Raw genomic sequence first — 22459 nt, 5'->3', positions numbered from 1 at the left:
GCGTTCGCCGACAGGGATGGAGCCGGTTCCGCGCGGCCTGTGCGCTGGCAATCGATGGTTTTTCTAGGAAACACATGAACTCCACCAACCTGTTCAGCCTGGCCGGCAAAAAAGGCCTGATCCTCGGCATCGCCAACGACAGCAGCATCGCCTTCGGCTGCGCCCGCCTGATGCGCGCCATGGGCGCCGAAGTGGTCGCGTCGTGCCTGAACGAAAAGGCGCGCAAGTTCGTCGAGCCGCACACGCAGCCCCTGGGCATCGACCTGGTGAACTGCGACGTGGAGGCCGACGGCGAGCTGGAGGCCATCGTCCAGCATGCCGTGCAGAAGTTCGGCAAGCTCGACTTCGTGATCCACTCCATCGCCTGGGCGCCGCTGCAGGACCTGCACGGCGACGTGGTGGACAGCTCGCGCGACGGCTTCGCGCGCGCCGTCAGCGTGTCGTGCCACTCGTTCGCCGAACTGGGCAAGCTGTGCGCGCCGCACATGCCCGATGGCGGCGCCATGCTGGCCATGACCTACCTGGGCTCGGGCGAGGTGGTGCCGCACTACGGCCTCATGGGCCCGGTGAAGGCGGCGCTGGAGTCGGTGGTGCGCTACATGTCGCTGGAGCTGGGCAGCAAGAACATCCGCGTGCACGCGGTCTCGCCCGGCCCCATCCTGACGCGCGCCGCCTCGGGCATCGCCAGCTTCGACGAGCTGATGGCCACGGCCCAGGCCAAGGCGCCGCTGCAGCGCCTGGTGAAGCTGGAGGAAATCGCCCAGCTCAGCGCCTTCCTGTGCATGGCGGCATCGAGCGGCATGACCGGCCAGACCATCTACGTGGACGCGGGCGTCCACGCGATGGACTGACGGCACCCCCCTGAGGCGCTGCGCGCCTTCCCCCCGCTCTCGCAGCGCGCAGCGCTGCGGGCAGGGGGACGACACCCTCGCTGCGGGGCGGCCCTTGCTCGGTGTCCACTGGTTTGGGACGCGCCGGTTTTTGAGGGTGTGTGTCTTTTTGAGTTTTTGTAATCGGAGCAGTGCATATGAATACCAATGCGAGCGATATCGAGTGGATGGAAAACGTCACCTATGACGAGCTGAGCGTGGGCAGCAGCGCGCGCCTGCTGCGCACGGTGACGCTGGAGGACATTCAGGCGTTTGCCGCCGTCTCGGGCGACATCAACCCCGCCCACCTGAACCCCGAGTACGCCGACGCCACCATGTTCCACGGCGTCATCGCGCACGGCATGCTGGGCGCGGCGCTGATCTCGGCGCTGTTCGGCACGCAGTTCCCCGGCCCCGGCACCATCTACCTGGGCCAGGAGCTGAAGTTCACCAAGCCGGTGCGCATCGGCGACACGCTCACCGTGGTCGCCACCGTGACCGAGAAGGACGACGAGAAGAAGCGCGTCAAGATGGGCTGCCTGGTCACCAACCAGAAGGGCGAGACCGTGCTCAAGGGCGACGCCAACCTGATGCCGCCGACGCAGAAGGTGCGCGTGCCCAAGGTGAACGCGCCGCAGATCCAGCTGTTCGACCCCGAGGCGCGCTTCAACGACCTGCTGGCGCGCGCCGAAGGCCTGGAGGCCGTGCGCTGCGCCGTGGTGCACCCGTGCGACGAGGGCTCGCTCTCCGGTGCCATGGACGCCGCCAGCCACGGCCTCATCAAGCCTGTGCTGATCGGCCCCGAGGGCCGCATCCGCCGCGTGGCCGAAGAGGCCGGCATCAGCCTCGAAGGCGCCGAGATCGTCTCCGTGGAGCACAGCCACGCCGCCGCCGAGCTGGCCGCCGCCATGGCCGCGCGCCGCGAGGTCGAGATCGTCATGAAGGGCAGCCTGCACACCGACGAGATGCTCAAGGCCATCCTGGCGCAGCCCGCGCTGCGCACCGGCCGGCGCCTGTCGCACGTGTTCCGCTTCGACGTGCCGCTGTACCCCAAGCCCATCATCGTGACCGACGCGGCGATCAACATCCAGCCCACGCTGGCCGAGAAGGCCGACATCATCCAGAACGCCATCGAGTTCGCGCGCATCATGGGCAACGAGCAGCCCAAGGTGGCCATCCTCTCGGCGGTGGAGACCGTCACGCCGTCGATCCCCTCCACCATCGACGCCGCCGCGCTGTGCAAGATGGCCGACCGGGGCCAGATCAAGGGCGGCCTGCTCGACGGCCCGCTGGCCTTCGACAACGCCATCTCCATGGAAGCCGTGCGCATCAAGGGCATCGCCTCCGACGTGGCGGGCCAGGCCGACATCCTCGCCGTGCCCAACCTGGAGAGCGGCAACATGGTGGCCAAGCAGCTCGAATACATGGCCGGCGCCAGCGGCTCGGGCCTGGTGCTGGGCGCGCGCGTGCCCATCGCCCTGACCAGCCGCGCCGACGGCCCCATGGCGCGCGTGGCCTCGGCCGTGCTGGCGCTGCTGGCGGCGCACGACCAGCGCAAGCGCCAGGCCGAGAATGCCTGGAAGCACGGCTGATCCGTCAAAAAGATGAGCTGCTGGCGCTCGTCCCTCAAGGCTTTGCGGTACTTTTCAACCGAAAAGCCTTGAGGGGCAAGCGCTGGCAGCTATTGTTTTAAAAGCATCCAAGGAATCGACCATGGCCATCCTCGCCGTCAACGCCGGATCTTCCTCGCTCAAGTTCTCGCTGCACCCGCTCAAGGACGGGCAGGTGCAGCCCCACGTGCTCTCCGGCTGCGTCCAGGGCCTGGAGCCGGGCGGCAGCCCGGCCATGGACTGGAAGTACCAGGGCCAGAAGCAGCAAGAGGCGCTGGCCGTGCCCGCCGGGGCGGCTTCCCCCTTCGCCGTGGCGCTGGAGCGCCTGCGCGTGCTGGTGCAGTCGCTGCAGGGCGCCGACATCGAGGCCGTGGCGCACCGCGTGGTGCATGGCGGTGGCGTGTTCACCGAGAGCGTGTACGTCACCGACGCGGTGCTGGAGCAGCTCGCGCGCTTCAACTCGCTGGCGCCGCTGCACCAGCCGCACAACCTGGCGGGCATCCGCCAGTTCCGCGCCGCCTTCCCCGAGCTGCCGCAGGTGGCTTGTTTCGACACCGCCTTCCACGCCGCCATGCCGGAGGTGGACTACGCCTTCGCGCTGCCGCGCGCGCTGCGCGAGCAGGGCGTGCGCCGCTACGGCTTCCACGGCCTGTCGTACCAGTACGTCATGTCGGTGCTGCACGCGCAGACCCTGCGCGGGCGTGGCCGCGTGGTCATGGCCCACCTGGGCAACGGCGCCAGCCTGTGCGCCTGCAAGGACGGCGTGAGCGTGGCCACCACCATGGGCTTTTCCGCGCTCGACGGCCTGATGATGGGCACGCGCAGTGGCTCGCTCGACGCCGGCGTGCTGCTGTACCTGCTGGAGCAGGGCTGGGACCACGGGCGCATCGAGAAGCTGCTGTACAAGCAAAGCGGCCTGCTCGGCGTGTCCGGCATCTCGGCCGACATGCGCACGCTGCGCGCCGACGGCAGCGCCGATGCGCAGCGCGCCATCGCCCAGTTCACGCACCGCGTGGTGCGCGAGACCGGGGCGCTCATCGCCTGCCTGGACGGCCTGGACGTGCTGGCCTTCAGCGGCGGCATCGGCGAGAACGACGCCGTGCTGCGCGAGCAGGTGTGCAACCGCCTGGCGTGGACGGGCCTGCGCATCGACCCGCAGCGCAACCGCCAGGCCGACGGCCACGCCGCCTGGGCCATCCACGCGCCCGACAGCCGCGTGGAAATCTGGGTCGTGCCCACCGACGAAGGCCGCGTGGCGGCGCGCGAAGCGGCGGCGCTGCTGGAGTCGGGCCAGGCCATGGACCGCGCCGCGGCGAAGTGACCCGGGCGCCGGCACGCGCCGCTTGCTGCGTGGCTGCGCTCTTTTTTTGGTAGCTGCTGGCGCTTGCCAGGCAAGGGCTGGAGGCGTTTTTCGCCTGTATCGCCATGGCCGCGCGATAATCGTGCGCCATCGGACCGCGCCGCCCACCCGGCCAGCGCCTGCCGCTATCAAAACCATAGAGACCGCCATGCACAAGATCACCCCCCAGGAGGCGCTGCAGCGCACCATCGAGCACCGCGAAATCTTCCATGACGAAATGCTGCACCTGATGCGCATGGTCATGAGCGGCGAGCTCTCGCCTGTGATGACGGCCGCGCTCATCACCGGCCTGCGCGTGAAGAAGGAAACCATCGGCGAGATCACCGCCGCCGCGCAGGTGATGCGCGAGTTCTCCACCAAGGTGCACGTGCCCGACACGCGGCACCTGGTAGACATCGTGGGCACCGGCGGCGACGGCGCCAACACCTTCAACATCTCCACCTGCGCCATGTTCGTGGCGGCGGCGGCGGGCGCCAAGGTTAGCAAGCACGGCGGGCGCGGCGTCTCCAGCAAGAGCGGCAGCGCCGACGTGATGGAGGCGCTGGGCGTGCACATCAACCTCCCGCCCGAGAAGATCGCCCAGTGCGTCGCCGAGGTGGGCATCGGCTTCATGTTCGCGCCCAACCACCACCCGGCCATGAAGAACGTGGCCCCGGTGCGCCGGGAGCTGGGCGTGCGCACCATCTTCAACATCCTCGGCCCGCTCACCAACCCGGCCGGCGCGCCGAACATTCTGATGGGCGTGTTCCACCCCGACCTCGTGGGCATCCAGGTGCGCGCGCTGCAGCGCCTGGGCGCCGAGCACGCCCTGGTGGTCTATGGCCGCGACGGCATGGACGAAGTCAGCCTGGGCGCCTCCACCATCGTGGGCGAGCTGAAGAACGGCGAAATCACCGAGTACGAGATCCACCCCGAGGACTTCGGCATGGCCATGGCCAGCAACCGCGCGCTCAAGGTCGATACGCCCGAGCAGTCGCGCACCCTGCTGCTGGGCGTGCTGGCGGGCGAGGAAGGCCCGGCGCGCGAGATCGTCTGCCTGAACGCGGGCGTGGCGCTGTATGCCGCCAACGTCGTGGGCGGCATCGCCGAAGGCATCGCGCGCGCGCGCGCCGCCATCGACAGCGGCGCGGCCCAGGCCAAGCTGGAACAATTGGTCATGCGCACCCACGCCCTGGCCGCCTGAGCACGATGTGGCAAGACCCCGGCCTGTGGATCGCGCTGGGCATTTCGGCGCTGTTCATCGTCGTCGGCTTCGCCATGCACCACGTGTTCGTCAAGATACTCAAGCAGCCGCCGCCAGCGGCGGACAAGGCAGATTCCCATGAGTGACATCCTGAACCAAATCGTCGCCGTCAAGCGCGAGGAAGTGGCCGCCGCGCAAAGGCGCGTTTCGCTGGCCGCGCTGCGTGCCGACGCCGAGAGCCGCGTGCTCACGCGCGACTTCGAGGGCGCGCTGCGCGCCAAGATCGCCGCTGGCCAGGCCGCCGTGATCGCCGAGGTCAAGAAGGCCAGCCCGAGCAAGGGCGTGCTGCGTGCCGACTTCATTCCCGCCGACATCGCGCAGAGCTATGCCGAAGGCGACGGCCGCGTGAGCGCGGCCTGCTTGTCGGTGCTGACGGACCGGCAGTTCTTCCAGGGCAGCGTGGACTACCTCAAGCAGGCGCGTGCCAGCTGCGGCCTGCCGGTGCTGCGCAAGGACTTCATGATCGACCCCTACCAAGTCTACGAGGCCCGGGCCATGGGGGCCGATGCGATCCTGCTCATCGCGGCCTGCCTCGACGACGCGCAGATGCGCGACCTCGAAGCCATCGCCCATGGCCTGGACATGGCCGTGCTGGTGGAGGTGCACGACGGCGCCGAGCTGGAGCGCGCGCTCGCGCTCAAGACGCCGCTGGTCGGCATCAACAACCGCAACCTGCGCACCTTCGAAGTCACGCTGCAGACCACGCTGGACCTGCAAAAAAGCGTTCCGGCAGACCGGCTGCTGGTCACCGAGTCGGGCATCCTCGCGCCCGCCGACGTGAAGACGCTGCGCGACGCGGGCATCCACGCCTTCCTGGTGGGCGAAGCCTTCATGCGCGCCGACGACCCCGGCCTGGCGCTGGCGCGGCTGTTCGGCTGAGCGCGCGCACGGAGGCTGGCTTGCCCGCGCACCAGCGCCCTCCCGCTACGCTGCTGCGCCGCGCCTGGTACGCGCTGGCGCTGGGCTGGCTCGCGCTGGGCGTGCTGCTGGCCGGCGGCCTGTGGCTGGAACGCCAGGACATCGAGGCGCGCGAACGCCTGCGCCTGGCGCACCAGGCGCGCATCGTTCACGCCAACCTGGCGCGCCAGCTCGACGCGGTGAGCCAGGTCCTGGCCACGCTGGCGCGCGACCTGCAAGGCACTCCCACGGTGGATCCGCAGCGGCTCAACGAGCGCCTGGCCGCTTTCAGCGATGCCATGACCGGCGTGCGCACGCTGGCGTGGCTCGATGCCCAGGGCACGGCGCGCGCCGTCAACCGCACCGCGCTGGTGGGCAAGAACTTCGCGGCGCGCGCCTATTTCCAGGCCGCGCGCGCGGCCGCAGCCGACACCCTGGTGGTCAGCCCGCCGTTCCGCACCGAGCTGGGGGTGTGGGCCATCATCCTGGCACGCCCCGTCCTGGACGCCACGGGCGCCTTTGGCGGCGTGGTGACGGCGACGCTCGACCCCGAGGAATTCACCACCCTGCTCGAATCGGTGCGCTACGCGCCCGACATGCTGGCCGGGCTGGCGCATGGCGATGGGTTGCGCTTCCTGATGATGGCCGAGCATCCCGAGCCGCCTGGCGCCGACCTGGCGCAGCCCGGCACGGTGTTCATGCAGCACCGCGCGCGCGGCCAGACGGCGGGCGTGTACCGGGGCGTGACGCAGCCGGGCGGCGCGCAGCGCCTCATCGCCATCCACACCATCCAGCCGCCCGGCCTGCACATGGACAAGGCGCTGGTGGTCGCCGCGGGGCGCGACTGGCAGGCCATCTTCTCTGGCTGGCGCACCGTCGCCTGGGGCCTGGGGGGCGCCTGGGTGCTGCTGGGGCTGGCCGCCGCTGCGGGGCTGCACCTGCTGCAGCGCCGGCGCGTGGAGGCCTGGCGCTACGCGCAGGCGCGCTGGCTGGCTGTGCTGCAGGCCACCAACCAGGGCGTGTGGGACTGGGACGTGGCCAGTGGCCGCGTGTATTTCTCGCCCGTGTGGAAAGCCATGCTGGGCTATGCCGATGGCGACCTGGAAGGCCGCCTCGACGAATGGACCTCCCGCCTGCACCCCAGCGACGGCGCCCGCGTGCAGGCCGCCCTGCAGCGCCACCTGGACGGCGCGGCCCCGTTCTACGAAAGCACGCACCGCGTGCGCTGCAAGGACGGCAGCTACCGCTGGATCCATGACCGGGGCCGCACCATCGCGCACGACGCGCAGGGCCGCCCGGCGCGGCTCGTCGGCACCTACAGCGACGTCACCGACGCCACGCAGCAGGCCCTGAAGCTGCAGGAGACCGAGCGCGTGCTGCGCCACCTGATGAACGACATGCCCATCGGCCTGTGCATGGTCGACGAGGCGCACCGCATCTACTTCCGCAACCGGCGCTTCCTCGAAGACTTCGGCCATACCGAGGCCGAAACGCCCACGCTGCACGAATGGACGCTGCGCGCCTACCCCGAGGACGACTACCGCCGCGTCGTGGGCAGCACCTGGAAGGAGGCCATGGCCCTGGCCGCCCAGGGCGGCGGCGAAATCCCGGTGCGCGACTACCGCATCGTCGCGCGCGACGGCACGCTGCGCACCATGGCCATCGGCGGCCTGGTCTTCGGCAAGCACTTCCTGGCCACCTTCGTCGACCGCACCGAGCAGCAGGCGCAAAGCGAGGCGCTGCGCAAGCTGGCCTACATGGACGGGCTGACCGGCCTGGCCAACCGCCGCCATTTCGACACGACGCTGCAGGCCGAGTGGCGCCGCTGCCGCCGCAGCGGCAAGCCGCTGGCCCTGGTCATGCTCGACATCGACCACTTCAAGCTCTACAACGACCGCTACGGCCACCAGCAGGGCGACGAGGCCCTGAAGGCCGTGGCCACGGCGCTGCGCACGGGCCTGGCCCGCCCGCACGACCTGGTGGCGCGCTACGGCGGCGAGGAGTTCGTCTGCCTGCTGCCCGAGTGCGACCTGGCCGGGGCCCGGCACAAGGCGCAGGCGCTGTGCCGCGCCGTGCAGGCCCTGGGGCTCGAGCACAAGGGCTCGCTGGTGGCCAGCGTGGTCACCATCAGCGCCGGCGTGGCCAGCCAGGTGCCCGACGGCGACTCCACCCCCGAGGCGCTGCTGGCGCAGGCCGACGCCCACCTGTACCGCGCCAAGCAGCGCGGCCGCAACCGTGCCGACGATGGCACGGGTGCGCTATCGTAAAAATAGCTGCTTGCGCATGATGCAAGCGCCTTGGAGGCCTATTCGATGCATGAGAACCCGACCCAGTTGCAAAGCGCCGATCCTGCCGGGTGGCCCGTCGCGCCCGGCTGGCAGCCGCAGGTGGACGGCTTCTTCGCCAGCCCGCGCGGGCAGGCGCTGCTGGACTTCCTGCACCAGCGCCTGCAGGCGGGCGCCGCCATCTTCCCGCCGCAGCCGCTGCGCGCGCTGCAGCTCACGCCGCCCGACAAGGTGCGCGTGGTGATCCTGGGGCAGGACCCGTACCACGGCCGGGGGCAGGCCGAGGGGCTGGCGTTCTCCGTGGCGCCGGGCGTGCGCCTGCCGCCATCGCTGCAGAACATCTTCAAGGAAATGCAGCGCGACCTGGGCGTGCCCTTCCCGCCGTTTCCGCAGCCCGGCGGCAGCCTGGTGAAATGGGCCACGAACGGCGTGCTGCTGCTCAACACCTGCCTGACCGTGGAGGAGGGCCAGCCCGCCAGCCACGCCGGCCAGGGCTGGGAGCTGCTCACCGACGCCGTGATCCGCGCCGTGGCCGAGGGGCCGCGGCCCGTGGTCTTCATGCTCTGGGGCAGCCACGCGCAGTCCAAGCGCGCGCTGATCCCGCGTGACCGGGGGCACCTGGTGCTCACGGCCAACCACCCCTCGCCGCTGTCGGCGCTGCGCCCGCCGGTGCCGTTCATCGGCTGTGGGCACTTCGGCCAGGCGCGGGCGTTCCGGGAGCAGCACGGGTATTGAGCCCGGGCCGGGCGGCTACCCCACCAGCACCAGCCCCGGCGGCAGGCTGTCGCCCAGGCTGCGCTGGCGGTCCTCGCGGCTCATTTCCTGCACCTGCTCCACCTGGTCGACCCAGCGCTGCGGCGCGCCGCTGGCGCGCAGCTTGCCGAGCACCGCGGCGCGCGCGGCGCCGGGCAGGTCGAGCGTGCGCTCGCCCGTCATGCGCGCGATCTGCACGGCGGCGAACATGGCGTGTTCGTTCTTGCGCCAGTCCTGCGCCAGCGTGGCGTCGAGGAATTCCTGCGCCGCCTCGGGCGGCATCACGCGGTGCGCGTTGGCGGCCAGCGGCTGGCGCGCCGCCAGGCGGCCGATGGCCCACCAGGTGTGCGCCGGTTCGTCCGGGCGGCGCAGGCGCTGCAGCATCCACTGGCCCATCTCCTGGCGGTACTGCCAGGGCACGGCCTCCATGGCGGCGAACAGGCGCAGCATGTCGTCGTAGCTGCCCCAGGGCGCCTTGGCGCCCTTGGCGCTGGCGCGCTGCACGGTTTTCTGCATGCAGCCGGCCACGGCTTCGAGCACCTCCATTTGCTGGGTCTCGTCCAGGCCGGCGGCCACGCGGCGCCAGAACACCCACCATTCGGTCCAGTTGGCGCTGTCCTGCGCGTGGCCCAGGCCCTGCGGGTAGAGCTGCCACACCTGGCCGATGCGCCAGGCGTCGAGCTGCGCGCCCACGCCGGGGCGCAGGCACCATCCCGCCAGGTTGAGCCACACGCGCTCATGCTCGGGCGTGCGGCGGCGGCGCTTGGCGCGCGCCAGCAGCGCGTCGAACAGGGTGCGCAAGGTGGCCACGTCCCAGTCCTCGCGCGGGCCGATCTGGCGCTCCAGCGCGGTGCGCAACTGGCGCACGTCTTTCGGCGCCACCTCCTGGGCCTGGTGGCCGAAGATGCGCTCGGCCAGCGCCAGCGCTGCTTGCAGGCGTTTTTCGGCGCCAGCGCTTGCAGGGTCTGCGCTGGCAGCTATGGATTCAGAAGCGTCATGCGCCATGGCGCCGCGCACGGCGAAGGGCAGCAGCCAGGCGTGCGCCGGATCGTGGGCGGCCACGCAGCGCACCTCCAGCGTGCCGACCTCGCCCATGCAGGCCTGCAGTTGCACTTCCACCTGCGCGGTGGCCCGGCCCTCGGGCGCGGGCAGCACGGTGGCCAGGGGGGGCAGCTCGGTCCAGCCCTCGCCTTCGAGCGCGGCGATCTGCCCGGCCTGGGCCTGGCCCTGGCTGCGCGCCACCAGGTCGAAGCGCACGGCCTGGCCGAGCCGCAGCGCGAAGCGGCGCCCGGACAGCACCAGGCGCACGCCTTCCTCGGTGCCGCGCGGCAGCAGGCACAGGGCCTGGCGTGCGCCGCCCTGGGGGCCGGGCAGCACCAGCCAGTAGCTGCGCGCGGAGCCGCCGCCGATGCGCGGCACTATGGTTTTGGGAGTTGCTGGCGCTTGTCCCTCCTGGGCTAGAGCCGTTTTTTCCTTGTATTGCGCCAGCCCATGGGCGGCCGCGCCGCGTGCCACGGCCCAGTCGGGGTGGGGGTTGTGCAGCACGCGCACGGGCGCGCCGCGCCATTGCGCCAGTTGGCCGGTCAGCCGCTCGGCCAGTGCGTGGGCGTGGAACACGCCGCCGTTGAGCAGCACGGTGTCGGGCCATTCGCCGCCCGCGTGCTGCGCCAGGAACTGCGCCAGGTGGCGCGTGATGGCGGCGTCGGCCGGGTAGGGCAGGCCCAGGCCGCGCAGCGCGCCCTGGCGGCGCGTGGGGGCGTCGCCGGGCTGCGCGGGCGGCAGGAAGCCTTCCACCACCCAGGCGTGCACGTCGGCCTGCGTGAGCGGGGCCGAGCGGGTTTGCGCCAGCAGGCGCGAGCCGCCGCCCAGCAGCGTGATGGTGGTGTGCGCGGGTGCGCCTTCGGCCAGCAGCAGCTCCTTGGCCTGGCGGCAGCGCTGCACCAGTTGCGCGAAGCGCCCCGGCGCCAGGCGCTGGCCGGCGCCGGCGAACTGCGGCTCCAGCCGGTGCGCCAGGGCCAGGTCCATGTTGTCGCCGCCGAGCATCAGGTGCTCGCCCACGGCCACGCGGGTGAGCGTGGGCAGGGCGCCGCCGGTGCCGGGGGCGACGCGGATCAGCGTCAGGTCGGTGGTGCCGCCGCCCACGTCGGCCACCAGCACCAGGCGGCTGTGCGCCAGTTGCGCGGCCAGGGCGTCGCCCTGCAGCACCAGCCAGTCGTGGAAGGCGGCCTTGGGTTCCTCCAGCAATTGCACCGGGGGCAGGCCGGCGCGCTGCGCGGCCTCCAGCGTGAGGGCGCGCGCGCCTTCGTCGAACGAGGCGGGCACGGTGAGCACCACGGCCTGCCGGGCCAGCGGGGCCTCGGGGTGGGCCAGGTCCCACGCGGCGCGCACGTGGGCCAGCGTGGCGGCGGATGCGTCGAGCGGCGAGATGCGCGCCACGTCCTCGGGCGCGCCCCAGGGCAGGATGGGCGCGCCGCGGTCCACGCCCGGGTGCGAGAGCCAGCTCTTGGCGCTGGCCACCAGCCGCCCGGGCACGCTGGCGCCGAGCTCGCGCGCCCAGCGGCCGGTGATGGCCGGGGCTGCGTCGCTGGCGCCCAGCGGCGGCCAGGGCTGGCGCCAGGCCTCGCCCAGCTCGCCGGGGGCCGCCTGGTAGCGCACCGAGGGCAGCAGGGGCAGGGCCTGCACCTCGCTGGCGGTGGTGCGCTGCGGGATGGGCAGCAGGGCGATGTCCCCGGGGCCGCCGTGCAGCGGCGCGCAGGCCACCACGGTGTGGCTGGTGCCCAGGTCGATGCCGACGGCGTAGCGGGCGGTGGCGGGGTGCGGTGTGGGGGCGGTGGTCATGCGGCGGTTCAGGGACGGGGCAGGCGGCGCGGGGCCGCTGCCGCGATTGTTACCCCGAAACCGCCGGGGGGCTTTAGAACGTGTTTACGGTCTTTTCATGGAGCCCGTTGCCCCGCAAAAGTGGCAGGTGCAAGGCGCAAAGCGCAGCCGGGCTGGTGGCCCGGCGAGCATTTGCAACGCCGCAGATGCCACTTTTGCGGGGCAACCCTTCGGGCAAGGCAGCAAAAAGCCGCACTCGTCGTTGCGCGCCTCGGCCAGGCCGCCAGCATGGCCTGCGGCGCGCGCCTAGATTGCGGCTTTTTGCTGCCTTGCGGGCTCCATGAAAAGACCGTAAACACGTTCTTACAGCACCGTCCAGTCGGTCACGAAGGTATCGGGGCGGCGGAAGGTGTCGCTCAGCAGGCGGTCGGGCGGCAGGTCGAGCGAGTACTCGCGCACCGGCAGCGGGTGCTCGAACCACTTGCGGTACACCTGGCGCGCCGTGCCGTCGCGGTACATGTCCTTCATGGCCTGGGCCACGAGGTGCTGGAAGTCGGGGGCGTTCTTGGGCACGATCGGCGCCAGCGGCTCCACCGACATGCGCGGGCCCACCACCTTCACCGCGCCCTTGAGCATGCGTGCCTGGTCGATGAGGGAGATGTCGTCGGACACGAAGGCGTCGGCGCGGCCCTCGGCCACGGCCCGGGCGCCTTCGTCGGTGCTGGCCACGGGCACCAGGGTGGCGCCCTTGTGGCGCTCGGCCACGGTCTGGCCCGTGGAGCCGGTGATGACGGCAATGCGCGCGCTGGCCATCTGCGACAACTGCTCGCGCTTGTCGTCCTTGCGCACCAGCATGCGGGCGCCGGCGTAGTAGTAGGTCAGGCCGAAGCTCACCAGGTCGCGCCGCGCCTTGGAGTTGGTGGAGTCGGCGCATTCGAGCTGGATCTTGCCTTCGGCGATGCGGTCGAAGCGCTCGGCGATGGTCACCGGCACGTACTGCACCTGCAGCGCGGGCAGCTTGAGCTGGCTCTGGATGCGCGCAACCAGCTGCTGGCACAGGTCGATGGCGTAGCCGATGGGCTGGCCGCTGGCGTCCACGTAGGACAGGGGCGAGGCGTCCTTGCGGTAGCCGATGGTCAGCGTGCCGCTGGACTGGATCTTGGAGAGCGTGGGGTCGGCGGCGAGCGCGGGCAGCGCCAGGGCCGTGGCCAGCGCGCCGGCCAGCGCGCGCGTGGAGAGCGGGTGCATGGGTGAAACCTCCTGAAACGGTGATTCAGCGTGGGATGGACGCCCCCGGGTCGAGGGCGCCAGGTGCCAGGGCGGGTGGCCGCTGGCGGGTTGTCCGGCCATTCGGGTCTGGACGGCCGGGACATAAGCGAAAACCGTGCCCGTGGCGGAGCCTGCGCGCAGGCCCGCCACGGGCACGGCGCGGTATGGTGCCCGCAGGCGCGGCGTTTGTGTGGGGAGGCCTCTCCAGCCGTGGGGTTTAGGGCTCGGTCAGGCGGCGGCCGGGGCGCGCACGTCGAACTCGACCTTCCAGCGCGCATTGCCGCCCACCGGCACGGCGCTCAGCTCCAGCGTGCCGATGTCGGTCACGCGCGCGTGCAGGTGCACGGGCACCACCTCGCCGGGGCTGCGGCCCTCGGCGGGCAGCAGGGCCTCGATCTCCTGCAGCTCGACCAGCTCCTCGGGGCCCCAGAAGTCGAGCAGCGTGCCCACGCCATCGTGGCGGCGCACGCTGGAGCCGAAGAAGCGCAGGCGCACCGGTTCGCCCACCACCAGGCCGAACGGCTGCGCGTCCAGCGCCACCTCGCTGCCTTCCTCCATGCCGAAGGGCGCCAGGCACAGGGCCGAGACGGGCGGCTCCATGCCGGGAATGGCGGGCATGTTGCTCTCCACGCCCACGTAGTAGCTCTGCGCCGTGCCGCCGCGGATGCGCACGCCGCGCCCCTGGCGCGCCACGTAGCCGTGGTAGGCCGCGCCGCGCGCCACCGCCAGGTCGAGGTGCGCGCCTTCGAGCACGCGCGGCGCCGGGGCGCCCTCGGCGGCCAGCCAGCCGCCGAGCACGTCCAGGATGCGCTGCGCGATCTGCGGCGCCTTGAGCACGCCGCCGTTGAACAGCACCGCCGTGGGGTGCACGAAGCTGGCGCCGGCACGCGGCTGCAGGCCGCCGGTTTGCGCGGTGGCGTCCAGCTGGCGCGCCAGGAAGGCCGCCAGGTGGCGCGTGACGGCGGCATCCTGCGCGTAGGGCAGGCCCAGTTGCGTGAGCGCGGCGCGCGCGCGCGCCTGCGGCTTGTCGGACACGTCCACGCGCGGGAAGAAGCCTTCCACCAGCCCCTGCTGCACCTCGGCCTGCGTGACTTCGGTGCGGATGCTGCCGCCGATGAGCCTGCTGCCCCGGCTCGGCACCACCACGGGCACGGCGGCCAGGCGGGCGTCGGCCAGCAGCTGTTCCTTGGCGGCGCGGCAGCCGTGCGCCAGCGCGCGGGTCTGCCAGGCGTCCAGCGGCTTGCCTTCCTGCGCCAGCTTGCGCGCCACGCCGTAGGCCAGGGCCAGGTCCATGTTGTCGCCGCCGAGCAGGATGTGCTCGCCCACGGCCACGCGCTGCAGCGCCAGGTGGCCGTCCTGCTCCAGCACGGCGATGAGCGAGAAGTCGGTGGTGCCGCCGCCCACGTCCACCACCAGCAGCATGTCGCCGTGCGCCACCTGCTTGCGCCAGGCGCCGCCGCTGGCCTGGATCCAGCTGTACAGCGCGGCCTGGGGCTCCTCCAGCAGCGTGAAGTGCGCCAGCCCGGCGGCCTGGCAGGCCTCGGCCGTCAGCGCGCGCGCGGCGGGGTCGAACGATGCGGGAATGGTCACCGTCACCTGCTGGCGCGCCAGCGGCGCCCCGGGGTGGGCCTGCTCCCAGGCCCAGCGCAGGTGTTCCAGGTAGCGCATGCTGGCGGCCAGCGGCGACAGGCGCGCCACGTCCTCCGGCGCATCGGCTGGCAGCAGCGGCGCGCGCCGGTCCACGCCGGGGTGGCACAGCCAGCTCTTGGCGCTGGAGACCAGGCGGATCGGCGTGGCCGCGCCGCGCGTGCGCGCGAACTCGCCCACCACGCCGTCCTGCGGCGCCTGGCCGGGCAGGGTGCGGTCGGCGGGCGTCAGCTCGCTCTCGTGCGGCAGGTACAGGAACGAGGGCAGCAGCGGCAGTGCCTGCACGCTGGCCGGCGCGGTGAGCTGGGGCACGTCCAGCACGCCCTGCGCCACGCGCTCGCCGTCGCTGGCGGCGTGGTCGATCCACGACAAGGCGCAGTGCGTGGTGCCGAGGTCGATGCCGATGCTGAATTGCGGGCCATTTTGGCCTTCAGCGCTTTCCTGGCCTGTGCTGGCAGCTATGGATTCCAGAGCGCTCACAGCTCCACCTCCGCCTGCGCCAGGGTGCGCGCGGCCTGGGCGTCGGTGAGCTGGGGCAGGCGCACGTCGCTGGCCTGCCAGCCGCGGTGGGCGAGCGTGCCGGTGAAGGGCGGCTGGCCCACCACGTTGCCGGTCACGCGCACGCGCGCGGCGTCGAAGCCGGGCTGCAGCGTGATGCGGCTGCCCTCGGGCTCGGTGCGCACCGGGGCCAGGGTGAAGTGCTCGGCCAGCACCTTGCGGCAGCCCTCGTGCACCACGCGCGCGGCGGCGCCGATCTCGGCATCGCTGTACTGCGCCACGTCCTCCTGCACGAAATCGACGAAGCGCGCCTGGCGCTGCAGCAGGCCCAGCAGCTGCAGCGCGGCGGTGGGCGTGGTGTCCTCGATGCGGCGCTCGACGATTTTCTCGACGACTTTTTCCACCGGCACTTCCACCCGCACTTCGACGATCTTCTCCACCGGCACCTCCACGCGCACCTCCTTGGGCGGCGCGTCGGCGGCCAGCGGCTCGCCCGCGCGCAGGCGCTGCACGTCGGCGGCCAGGCGGCCGTTGCCCAGGAGGGCGAAGAAGCTGCCGAGGGCAATGGCCACGCGGCTGAGGAAGGAGGGTGGGGTCGATGGGGTCATGGCATGGCAGGGGGCCGCGCGCACCTGGCGGCGCGGGCGCGCGCCCCGTGGAAAGGGGGTGTGATGTTACCCAAAGGGCGCGGCCCGCACGCCGGCCGGGGTGCCTTTCAGGTGCCGGGCCGCGCGGCAGGGCGCAGCAGGCCGGCGACGATCAGCCCCTGCGCCAGGTAGTAGCTGGCCAGCACCCACAGCGCGGCCCAGGGCAGGGGCTGGACGAAGCGGTTCGTGGCCAGCACGGCATCGCTGCACAGGAAGCTGCACGCGCCCAGCGCCACCAGCGTGGCACCGCGCGTGCGCAACTGGTGCGCGCGGCCCAGGGCCTGGGCCGCCATGAGGGCGATGACCGTGACGTACACCGCCACCGGCAGGCGCAGCGCGGGCGGCAGCCCGCCGTGCCACAGGAACAGGTACATGCCCAGGCCGATGGCGAGCGTGGCGGCCAGCGCGCCCCGGTGCGCGAACCAGCGCTGCCCGCGCCGCAGCACGGCGATGTACGCCAGGTGCGCCAGCAGGAAGGAGGCCAGGCCGGGCACGAAGAAGCCTTCCACCATGAGGAACGCATCGCCCGCCAGCGAGGCCGCCAGCGCGCCGGTGAGCCAGCGCCGCCCGGTGGCGTCGAGCGCCGGGGTGGATGGAGAGAAAAAAGTGGCTCCGGCCCTTGCTGGGTGAGCGCTGGCAGCTACCCAAACGATAGCGCACAGCATGGCCAGGGGCTTGAACAGCCAGTGCCAGGCGGTCAGCTCCAGCGCGCTGGTGGCGGTGGCCAGCGCGGCGCACTGCACCATCAGCGCCGCCCAGCAGCCAAGGCGCCCGTGCCGCACGGCCGCCAGCGCCGTGGCGCAGGCCAGCAGCACGGCCAGCCACAGGGCGTTGGCGGCCCACGGCGCCTGGCCGGCCTGCAGCGCCCAGGCCGTGGCCCCGGCCAGCAGCAGCACGGCCTGCACGGCAACGAACCCGCGCGGGGCGGAGGGCGGGGGCGGAGGGAGCATGGCGGCGCGGCGGGGTGGAGAAGGGTGCCGGCACTGTGCCACAGCGCCCGCGCCGGGCGCCTAGGGCAAACGCTCGAAAACGGCCCCGCTCAGTCCGCTGGGGCGGCGGGCGCGGCGCGCTGCAGCAGCATCGCGTCGCCGTAGCTGAAGAAGCGGTAGCCCTGGGCGATGGCGTGGCGGTACAGCCCCATGGTGTGCGCGTACCCGGCGAAGGCGCTCACCAGCATCATCAGCGTGCTCTTGGGCAGGTGGAAGTTGGTGATGAGCAGCTCCACCACCTGGAAGCGAAAGCCCGGCGTGATGAAGATGTCGGTCTCGCCCGTGGTCTGGCCGCTGCGGGCCCAGGATTCGAGCGTGCGCACCGTGGTGGTGCCCACGGCCACCACGCGGCCGCCGCGCAGGCGGCAGCGCTCCAGCGCCGCCAGCGTGGCCGGCGGCACCTCGTACCACTCGCTGTGCATGCGGTGCTCGGCCAGGTTCTCGGTCTTGACGGGCTGGAAGGTGCCGGCGCCGACGTGCAGCGTCACGCTGGCGCGCTCCACGCCGCGCGCGGCCAGCGCGGCGAGCACCGCTTCGTCGAAGTGCAGCGCCGCCGTGGGCGCGGCCACGGCGCCGGGCGCGCGGGCGAAGACGGTCTGGTAGCGCTCGCTGTCCTCGGCTTCGTCGGGATCGTGGGCGGCGTTCTGCTGCCGTTCGATGTAGGGCGGCAGCGGCAGGTGGCCGTGGCGCTCCATCAGTTCCCACGGCGTCTCGCCGGCCGGGCCGCGCAGGGCGAAGCGGAACAGCGGGCCGTCGGCGTCGGGCCAGCGCGCCAGCAGCGTGGCGTCGAAGCCGCCTGCCGCCGCGCCGCCCGCCATGTGCACGGTGGCGCCGGGCAGCGGCTTCTTGCTGACCTTCATGTGCGCCACGACCTCATTGCCTGTGAGCACGCGCTCGATGAGCAGCTCCAGCTTGCCGCCGCTGGCCTTTTCGCCGAACACGCGCGCCTTGAGCACGCGCGTGTCGTTGAACACCAGCAGGTCGCCGGGCGCCAACTGCGCGGGCAGTTCGCGGAAGACGCGGTCCACCGGCGTGGGCGCGCGCCCGTCCAGCAGGCGCGAGCCGCTGCGCTCGGGCGCGGGGTGCTGGGCGATGAGCTGCTCGGGCAGCACGAAGTCGAAGTCGCTGAGGGTGTGCATGCGGGGCGGGGCCGGAAAAAAGCCCCGAATTCTCGCAAATTGCGCACGCACCAAAATGGTGCGGCACGCTGGCATGGCATTTGCTGAGCTCTGCCATGCCATCTGGCCGGTAGCGTGGCCGGGCAGGTGGCAACTCCGCTAACGACGGCGGACGAACGGGCTGCGGGATGCATGGCATCCCTGGCGGCCCGGTTGATCCCAACTGATGCAGCAGGAGTTAGACATGAAAATCGTCGTGATCGGCCATGGCATGGTGGGCCACCAGTTTCTCGAACAGCTCGATGAACGCAAGATCGCGGGCGCGCAGGTCACCGTGCTGTGCGAGGAGCCGCGCCCGGCCTACGACCGGGTGCACCTGTCCGAATTCTTCGCCGGCAAGACGGCGGACGACCTCTCGCTGGTGCCGCCCGGCTTCTTCGACAAGACCGGCTTCTCGCTGCGCCTGGCCGCGCGCGCCGTGGCCGTGGAGCGGCGCAAGAACACCGTCACCACCGCCGACGGCGAGGTGCTGCCCTACGACAAGCTGGTGCTGGCCACGGGCTCCGTCCCCTTCGTGCCGCCGGTGCCGGGGCGCGAGCGGCCGTACTGCTTCACCTACCGCACCATCGAGGACCTGGAGGCCATGACGGCGGCGGGCGCCAAATCGAGAAGCGGCGTGGTGGTGGGCGGGGGCCTCTTGGGGCTGGAATGTGCCAAGGCGCTGCGCGACATGGGGCTCACGACGCACGTGGTCGAATTCGCCCCGCGCCTGATGGCGGTGCAGGTGGACGAAGGCGGCGGGCGCGTGCTGCGCGCCAAGATCGAGGCGCTGGGCGTGCACGTGCACACGGGCCGCAACACGGTGGAGATCACCGACGGCGCCACGGCGCGCCACCGCATGGTGTTCGCCGACGGCACTTGGCTGGAGACGGACATGATCGTCTTCTCCGCCGGCATCCGCCCGCGCGACGACCTGATCCGCCAGTGCGCGCTGGCCACCGGCCCGCGCGGCGGCGCGGCCATCGACGACCATTGCCGCACCAGCGACCGCAACGTCTACGCCATCGGCGAATGCGCGTCGTGGAACGAGCAGCTCTACGGCCTGGTCGCGCCCGGCTACGAGATGGCGCGCGTGGCGGCGCGGCACATCGCCGGGGATGCGCAGGCCAGCTTCGCCGGTGCCGACATGAGCACCAAGCTGAAACTCATGGGCGTGGACGTGGCCAGCATCGGCGACGCGCAGGGCAAGACGCCGCACTGCCGCAGCTACCAGTACATCGACGAACGCAAGCAGATCTACAAGAAGATCGTGGTGAGCGAGGACGGCAAGCGCCTGCTGGGCGCCGTGCTGGTGGGCAACGCCGACGAATACGGCACGCTGCTGCAGATGGCGCTGAACGGCATCGCGCTGCCCGAGGAGCCCGAATTCCTCATCCTGCCCAGCAGCGACGGCAAGGCCCGGCCCGGCCTGGGCGTGGATGCGCTGCCCGATACGGCGCAAATCTGCTCATGCAACAACGTGAGCAAGGGCGCCATCTGCGCTGCTGTGGGCGAAGGCGCCTGCACCATCGCCGAGATCAAGGCCTGCACGAAAGCGGGCGCCACCTGCGGCGGCTGCGTGCCGCTGGTCACGCAGGTGATGAAGGCCGAGATGAGCAAGCGCGGCCTGGCGGTGAACAACCACCTGTGCGAGCACTTCGCCCATTCGCGCCAGGAAATCTTTCACCTGGTGCGCGTGGGCGGCATCAAGACCTTCGACGAACTGCTCGCCAGGCACGGCCAGGGCCTGGGCTGCGACGTGTGCAAGCCCGTGGCCGCGAACGTGCTGGCCTCGGTGTGGAACGAATTCGTGCTGCAGCCGCAGCTCGCCAAGCTGCAGGACAGCAACGACTACTTCCTCGGCAACATCCAGAAGGACGGCACCTATTCGGTCGTGCCGCGCATGCCGGGCGGCGAAGTCACGCCCGACGGCCTGATTGCCGTGGGCCAGGTGGCCAAGAAGTACGGCCTGTACACCAAGGTGACGGGCGGCGCGCGCGTGGACATGTTCGGCGCCCGGCTGGAGCAGCTGCCGCTGATCTGGGAGGAACTGATCGCCGCCGGCTTCGAGAGCGGCCACGCCTACGGCAAGAGCCTGCGCACCGTGAAGAGCTGCGTGGGCAGCACCTGGTGCCGCTACGGCGTGCAGGACAGCGTGGGCCTGGCCGTGGAGCTGGAGAACCGCTACAAGGGCCTGCGCGCGCCGCACAAGATCAAGTTCGGCGTCTCCGGCTGCACGCGCGAATGCGCCGAGGCGCAGGGCAAGGACGTGGGCGTGATCGCCACCGAAAAGGGCTGGAACCTCTACGTCTGCGGCAACGGCGGCATGAAGCCGCGCCACGCCGAGCTGCTCGCCAGCGACTTGACGAAGGAGCGCCTGGTCCAGCTCATCGACCGCTTCCTGATGTTCTACGTGCGCACCGCCGACCGGCTGCAGCGCACCAGCACCTGGCGCGAGTCGCTCGAAGGCGGGCTGGACTACGTGAAGGACGTGGTGGTGAACGACAGCCTGGGCCTGGGCGAAGCGCTGGAGGCGCAGATGCGCCACGTGGTGGGCACCTACCAGTGCGAGTGGAAGACCGCCGTCACCACGCCCGCCGTGCGCCAGCGCTTCAGGAGCTTCGTCAACAGCGACGCGCCCGACGAACACATCGTCTTCGTGCCCGAGCGCGGCCAGAAGCGCCCCGCGCGCGCCGATGAAATCCCCGCCTGACAGGAGAACCACCCCATGCTCGCCAAGACCCACCCCTGGACCACCGTGTGCCAGGCCGACGACATCGTGCCCGACACGGGCGTGTGCGCCCGCGTCGAGGACCGCCACGTGGCGGTGTTCCGCATCGGCACCGGAGGCTTCTTCGCCATCGACAACATCGACCCCCAGTCCGGCGCCAGCGTGCTCGCGCGCGGGCTGGTGGGCAGCCTGGGCGGGCGCACCGTGGTCGCCTCGCCGCTGTACAAGCAGCATTTCGACCTGGCCACCGGCGAATGCCTGGAAGCGCCCGCGCAGTCGGTGCGCACCTACCCGGTGCGCGTCGATGGCGGCCGGGTGCTTGTGGCCCGCGCATGAGCACGGTGCCGCCCCCCGCCGGCGCCGTCAGCCGCCTGGTGCTGCGCGCCAAGCGGCTGGAGATGCAGGCCGCGCACCGCCTGGGCGAGCGCATCGCGCTGGTGGACGCGCTGCGCGAGTGCATCCACGCGCTGCAGCACGAGCGCGGCGCCAGCAGCGTCTACCTGGCCTCGGGCGGCGAGCGCTTCGCGCAGGAGCGGCTCGATGCCATTGCCGCCGGCGCGCCCGCGCTGGCGCGCCTGGCCGCGCTGCTGGCCGCGCAGGGCGAGGCCGATGAGGACAATGCCCAGGCCGACGCGGAGGTCGATGCGCCCATGCTCTGCCGCATGGCCTGGGTGCTGCTGGGGCTGGAGGCGCTGCCCGCGCAGCGCGCCGCCGTGCAGGCGCGCCAGACCAGCGCGCAGGACGCCATCGCCGCCTACACCGCGCGCATCGCCAGCCTGGTGCAGCTGCTCTCGCACCTGGCCGACGCCAGCCTGCTGCCCGGCGTGCCCAGCGTTTTGCGCCCGCTGGTGGCGCTGCTGCACCTGGTGCAGGCCAAGGAGGCCGCGGGCCAGGAGCGCGCGGCGGGCGCGCACCTGTTCGCTTCGGGCGGCTGCGGCGCCCAGCAGCAGGAGCACCTGGCGCACCTCATCGACGCGCAGGAGCGTGGCCTGCGCGTGTTCGCCGACTTCGCCGGCGCCGCGCTGCGCGCCGATTGGGAGGCGCTGCAGCACGGCGAGGGCGCCGTGCGCCTGGAGCGCCTGCGCCGCGTGCTGTGCGCCGCGCGCCCCGGCACCGTGCTGGACGCCGCCGACAGCGAGGCCTGGTTCGCCGCTGCCAGCGCGCGCATCGGGGCGCTGGGCGGCTTCGAGTGCGCGCTGGTGCGCCACCTGCGCACCGAATGCGTGCGCCACGCCGCCGAGGCGCGCCAGGCGCTGCACGATTCCGAGGGCCTGCTGCACCGCCTGCGTGCGCAGCCGCCCGGCAGCACGCCCGCCGATGCACCCGGCGAGGCCGCCGCGCTGCACGCGCTGCTGCAAACCCAGGCCGAGCGCCTGGCGCGCACCGAAACCGAGCTGCAGGCCGCGCGCCGCGCCCTCTCCGAGCGCAAGGTGATCGAGCGTGCCAAGGGCATGCTGATGGCGCGCCTGAACCTCAGCGAGGAAGCCGCCTTCCGCATGCTGCAAAAGACCTCGATGGACCAGAACCGCCGCCTGCTCGACGTGGCCGAGGCCGCGCTGGCGCTGCCCGACATCGCGTTCGCGCGGCCCGCGGAAATATGAGTGTTTTTGGCCTCCAGCCCTTATCCAGCAAGCGCAAGCAGCTCCTGTTTGGATAGCGCGCATCGCACCACGCTGGCACGGAACCT

Annotated in this window: 17 protein-coding genes; 11 read left to right on the top strand and 6 right to left on the bottom strand. The window is 71.9% G+C overall.

Going from position 1 to position 22459, the window contains the following annotated elements:
- Window positions 1-74 precede the first annotated feature (74 nt).
- From fabI to YS110_12265, 8 genes are all read left to right on the top strand, one after another.
- Window positions 75-851: an enoyl-ACP reductase FabI gene (fabI, locus tag YS110_12300; GenBank protein ID UJB65475.1), complete on the top strand. Its 777-nt coding sequence runs from the start codon at window positions 75-77 to the stop codon at window positions 849-851.
- Between the two features lie 176 nt (window positions 852-1027).
- Window positions 1028-2461, top strand: a complete 1434-nt coding sequence (locus YS110_12295) for a bifunctional enoyl-CoA hydratase/phosphate acetyltransferase (GenBank protein UJB65474.1) — start codon at window positions 1028-1030, stop codon at window positions 2459-2461.
- Window positions 2462-2582: 121 nt separating this feature from the next.
- Complete coding sequence (locus tag YS110_12290) at window positions 2583-3800, top strand: acetate/propionate family kinase (GenBank protein ID UJB65473.1); 1218 nt, start codon at window positions 2583-2585, stop codon at window positions 3798-3800.
- Window positions 3801-3987: 187 nt separating this feature from the next.
- The gene (gene trpD, locus YS110_12285) at window positions 3988-5022 is read left to right on the top strand and encodes an anthranilate phosphoribosyltransferase (GenBank protein UJB65472.1); all 1035 of its coding nucleotides are present in this window, start codon (window positions 3988-3990) and stop codon (window positions 5020-5022) included.
- Window positions 5023-5027: 5 nt separating this feature from the next.
- Window positions 5028-5168 carry a hypothetical protein gene (locus tag YS110_12280; protein UJB65471.1) on the top strand — a complete coding sequence of 47 codons (141 nt, stop codon included), beginning with the start codon at window positions 5028-5030 and terminating at the stop codon, window positions 5166-5168.
- Window positions 5161-5961 (top strand): indole-3-glycerol phosphate synthase TrpC, encoded by an 801-nt coding sequence (gene trpC, locus YS110_12275; GenBank protein UJB65470.1) that lies wholly within the window; start codon window positions 5161-5163, stop codon window positions 5959-5961. Before YS110_12280 ends, trpC begins: the two co-directional genes overlap by 8 nt.
- Window positions 5962-5981: 20 nt before the next feature.
- The gene (locus YS110_12270) at window positions 5982-8246 is read left to right on the top strand and encodes a diguanylate cyclase (GenBank protein UJB65469.1); all 2265 of its coding nucleotides are present in this window, start codon (window positions 5982-5984) and stop codon (window positions 8244-8246) included.
- A gap of 45 nt (window positions 8247-8291) precedes the next feature.
- Entirely contained in the window at window positions 8292-8999 is a 708-nt protein-coding gene (locus YS110_12265; protein ID UJB65468.1) for a uracil-DNA glycosylase, read from the top strand.
- A 15-nt stretch (window positions 9000-9014) separates the two neighbouring features.
- Here YS110_12265 and YS110_12260 read toward each other — a convergent pair whose 3' ends face one another.
- The 6 genes from YS110_12260 to queA form a co-directional block, all read right to left on the bottom strand.
- Window positions 9015-11855: a hsp70 family protein gene (locus YS110_12260; protein UJB65467.1), complete on the bottom strand. Its 2841-nt coding sequence runs from the start codon at window positions 11853-11855 to the stop codon at window positions 9015-9017.
- 342 nt (window positions 11856-12197) lie between these two features.
- The gene (locus tag YS110_12255; protein UJB65466.1) at window positions 12198-13082 is read right to left on the bottom strand and encodes an amino acid ABC transporter substrate-binding protein; all 885 of its coding nucleotides are present in this window, start codon (window positions 13080-13082) and stop codon (window positions 12198-12200) included.
- A gap of 249 nt (window positions 13083-13331) precedes the next feature.
- Window positions 13332-15221: an Hsp70 family protein gene (locus YS110_12250; protein ID UJB67438.1), complete on the bottom strand. Its 1890-nt coding sequence runs from the start codon at window positions 15219-15221 to the stop codon at window positions 13332-13334.
- A 5-nt stretch (window positions 15222-15226) separates the two neighbouring features.
- Window positions 15227-15856, bottom strand: coding sequence for a DUF2760 domain-containing protein (locus YS110_12245; GenBank protein UJB65465.1), 630 nt, complete (start codon window positions 15854-15856; stop codon window positions 15227-15229).
- A 107-nt stretch (window positions 15857-15963) separates the two neighbouring features.
- The gene (locus tag YS110_12240; protein UJB65464.1) at window positions 15964-16845 is read right to left on the bottom strand and encodes a lysoplasmalogenase; all 882 of its coding nucleotides are present in this window, start codon (window positions 16843-16845) and stop codon (window positions 15964-15966) included.
- An 89-nt stretch (window positions 16846-16934) separates the two neighbouring features.
- Window positions 16935-18023 carry a tRNA preQ1(34) S-adenosylmethionine ribosyltransferase-isomerase QueA gene (queA, locus tag YS110_12235; GenBank protein ID UJB65463.1) on the bottom strand — a complete coding sequence of 363 codons (1089 nt, stop codon included), beginning with the start codon at window positions 18021-18023 and terminating at the stop codon, window positions 16935-16937.
- Window positions 18024-18246: 223 nt separating this feature from the next.
- Between queA and nirB the strand changes: the two genes are divergently transcribed.
- Genes nirB through YS110_12220 form a run of 3 tightly spaced genes read left to right on the top strand, consistent with a single transcriptional unit; the run spans window position 18247 to window position 22373 of the window.
- Window positions 18247-20754, top strand: coding sequence for a nitrite reductase large subunit (gene nirB / locus YS110_12230; protein ID UJB65462.1), 2508 nt, complete (start codon window positions 18247-18249; stop codon window positions 20752-20754).
- Window positions 20755-20769: 15 nt separating this feature from the next.
- Window positions 20770-21108: a nitrite reductase small subunit NirD gene (gene nirD / locus YS110_12225; protein UJB65461.1), complete on the top strand. Its 339-nt coding sequence runs from the start codon at window positions 20770-20772 to the stop codon at window positions 21106-21108.
- Entirely contained in the window at window positions 21105-22373 is a 1269-nt protein-coding gene (locus tag YS110_12220; GenBank protein ID UJB65460.1) for a nitrate- and nitrite sensing domain-containing protein, read from the top strand. Before nirD ends, YS110_12220 begins: the two co-directional genes overlap by 4 nt.
- Window positions 22374-22459: the final 86 nt, after the last annotated feature.

It is taken from the genome of Acidovorax sp. YS12 (assembly GCA_021496925.1).
Lineage (GTDB): Bacteria > Pseudomonadota > Gammaproteobacteria > Burkholderiales > Burkholderiaceae_C > Paenacidovorax.
Note: the sequence above shows the minus strand (reverse complement) of the source record. Positions and strands in the feature narration are given on the sequence as shown.

Bases quoted from the DNA above. Each gene is read 5' to 3' on its own strand.
- trpD (UJB65472.1), top strand. From the start codon at position 3,988: ATGCACAAGATCACCCCCCAGGAGGCGCTGCAGCGCACCATCGAGCAC.
- YS110_12260 (UJB65467.1), bottom strand. From the start codon at position 11,855: ATGACCACCGCCCCCACACCGCACCCCGCCACCGCCCGCTACGCCGTC.
- YS110_12290 (UJB65473.1), top strand. From the start codon at position 2,583: ATGGCCATCCTCGCCGTCAACGCCGGATCTTCCTCGCTCAAGTTCTCG.
- YS110_12240 (UJB65464.1), bottom strand. From the start codon at position 16,845: ATGCTCCCTCCGCCCCCGCCCTCCGCCCCGCGCGGGTTCGTTGCCGTG.
- YS110_12265 (UJB65468.1), top strand. From the start codon at position 8,292: ATGCATGAGAACCCGACCCAGTTGCAAAGCGCCGATCCTGCCGGGTGG.
- YS110_12255 (UJB65466.1), bottom strand. From the start codon at position 13,082: ATGCACCCGCTCTCCACGCGCGCGCTGGCCGGCGCGCTGGCCACGGCC.
- trpC (UJB65470.1), top strand. From the start codon at position 5,161: ATGAGTGACATCCTGAACCAAATCGTCGCCGTCAAGCGCGAGGAAGTG.
- YS110_12220 (UJB65460.1), top strand. From the start codon at position 21,105: ATGAGCACGGTGCCGCCCCCCGCCGGCGCCGTCAGCCGCCTGGTGCTG.
- YS110_12295 (UJB65474.1), top strand. From the start codon at position 1,028: ATGAATACCAATGCGAGCGATATCGAGTGGATGGAAAACGTCACCTAT.
- nirD (UJB65461.1), top strand. From the start codon at position 20,770: ATGCTCGCCAAGACCCACCCCTGGACCACCGTGTGCCAGGCCGACGAC.
- YS110_12245 (UJB65465.1), bottom strand. From the start codon at position 15,856: ATGACCCCATCGACCCCACCCTCCTTCCTCAGCCGCGTGGCCATTGCC.
- queA (UJB65463.1), bottom strand. From the start codon at position 18,023: ATGCACACCCTCAGCGACTTCGACTTCGTGCTGCCCGAGCAGCTCATC.
- fabI (UJB65475.1), top strand. From the start codon at position 75: ATGAACTCCACCAACCTGTTCAGCCTGGCCGGCAAAAAAGGCCTGATC.
- YS110_12280 (UJB65471.1), top strand. From the start codon at position 5,028: ATGTGGCAAGACCCCGGCCTGTGGATCGCGCTGGGCATTTCGGCGCTG.
- nirB (UJB65462.1), top strand. From the start codon at position 18,247: ATGAAAATCGTCGTGATCGGCCATGGCATGGTGGGCCACCAGTTTCTC.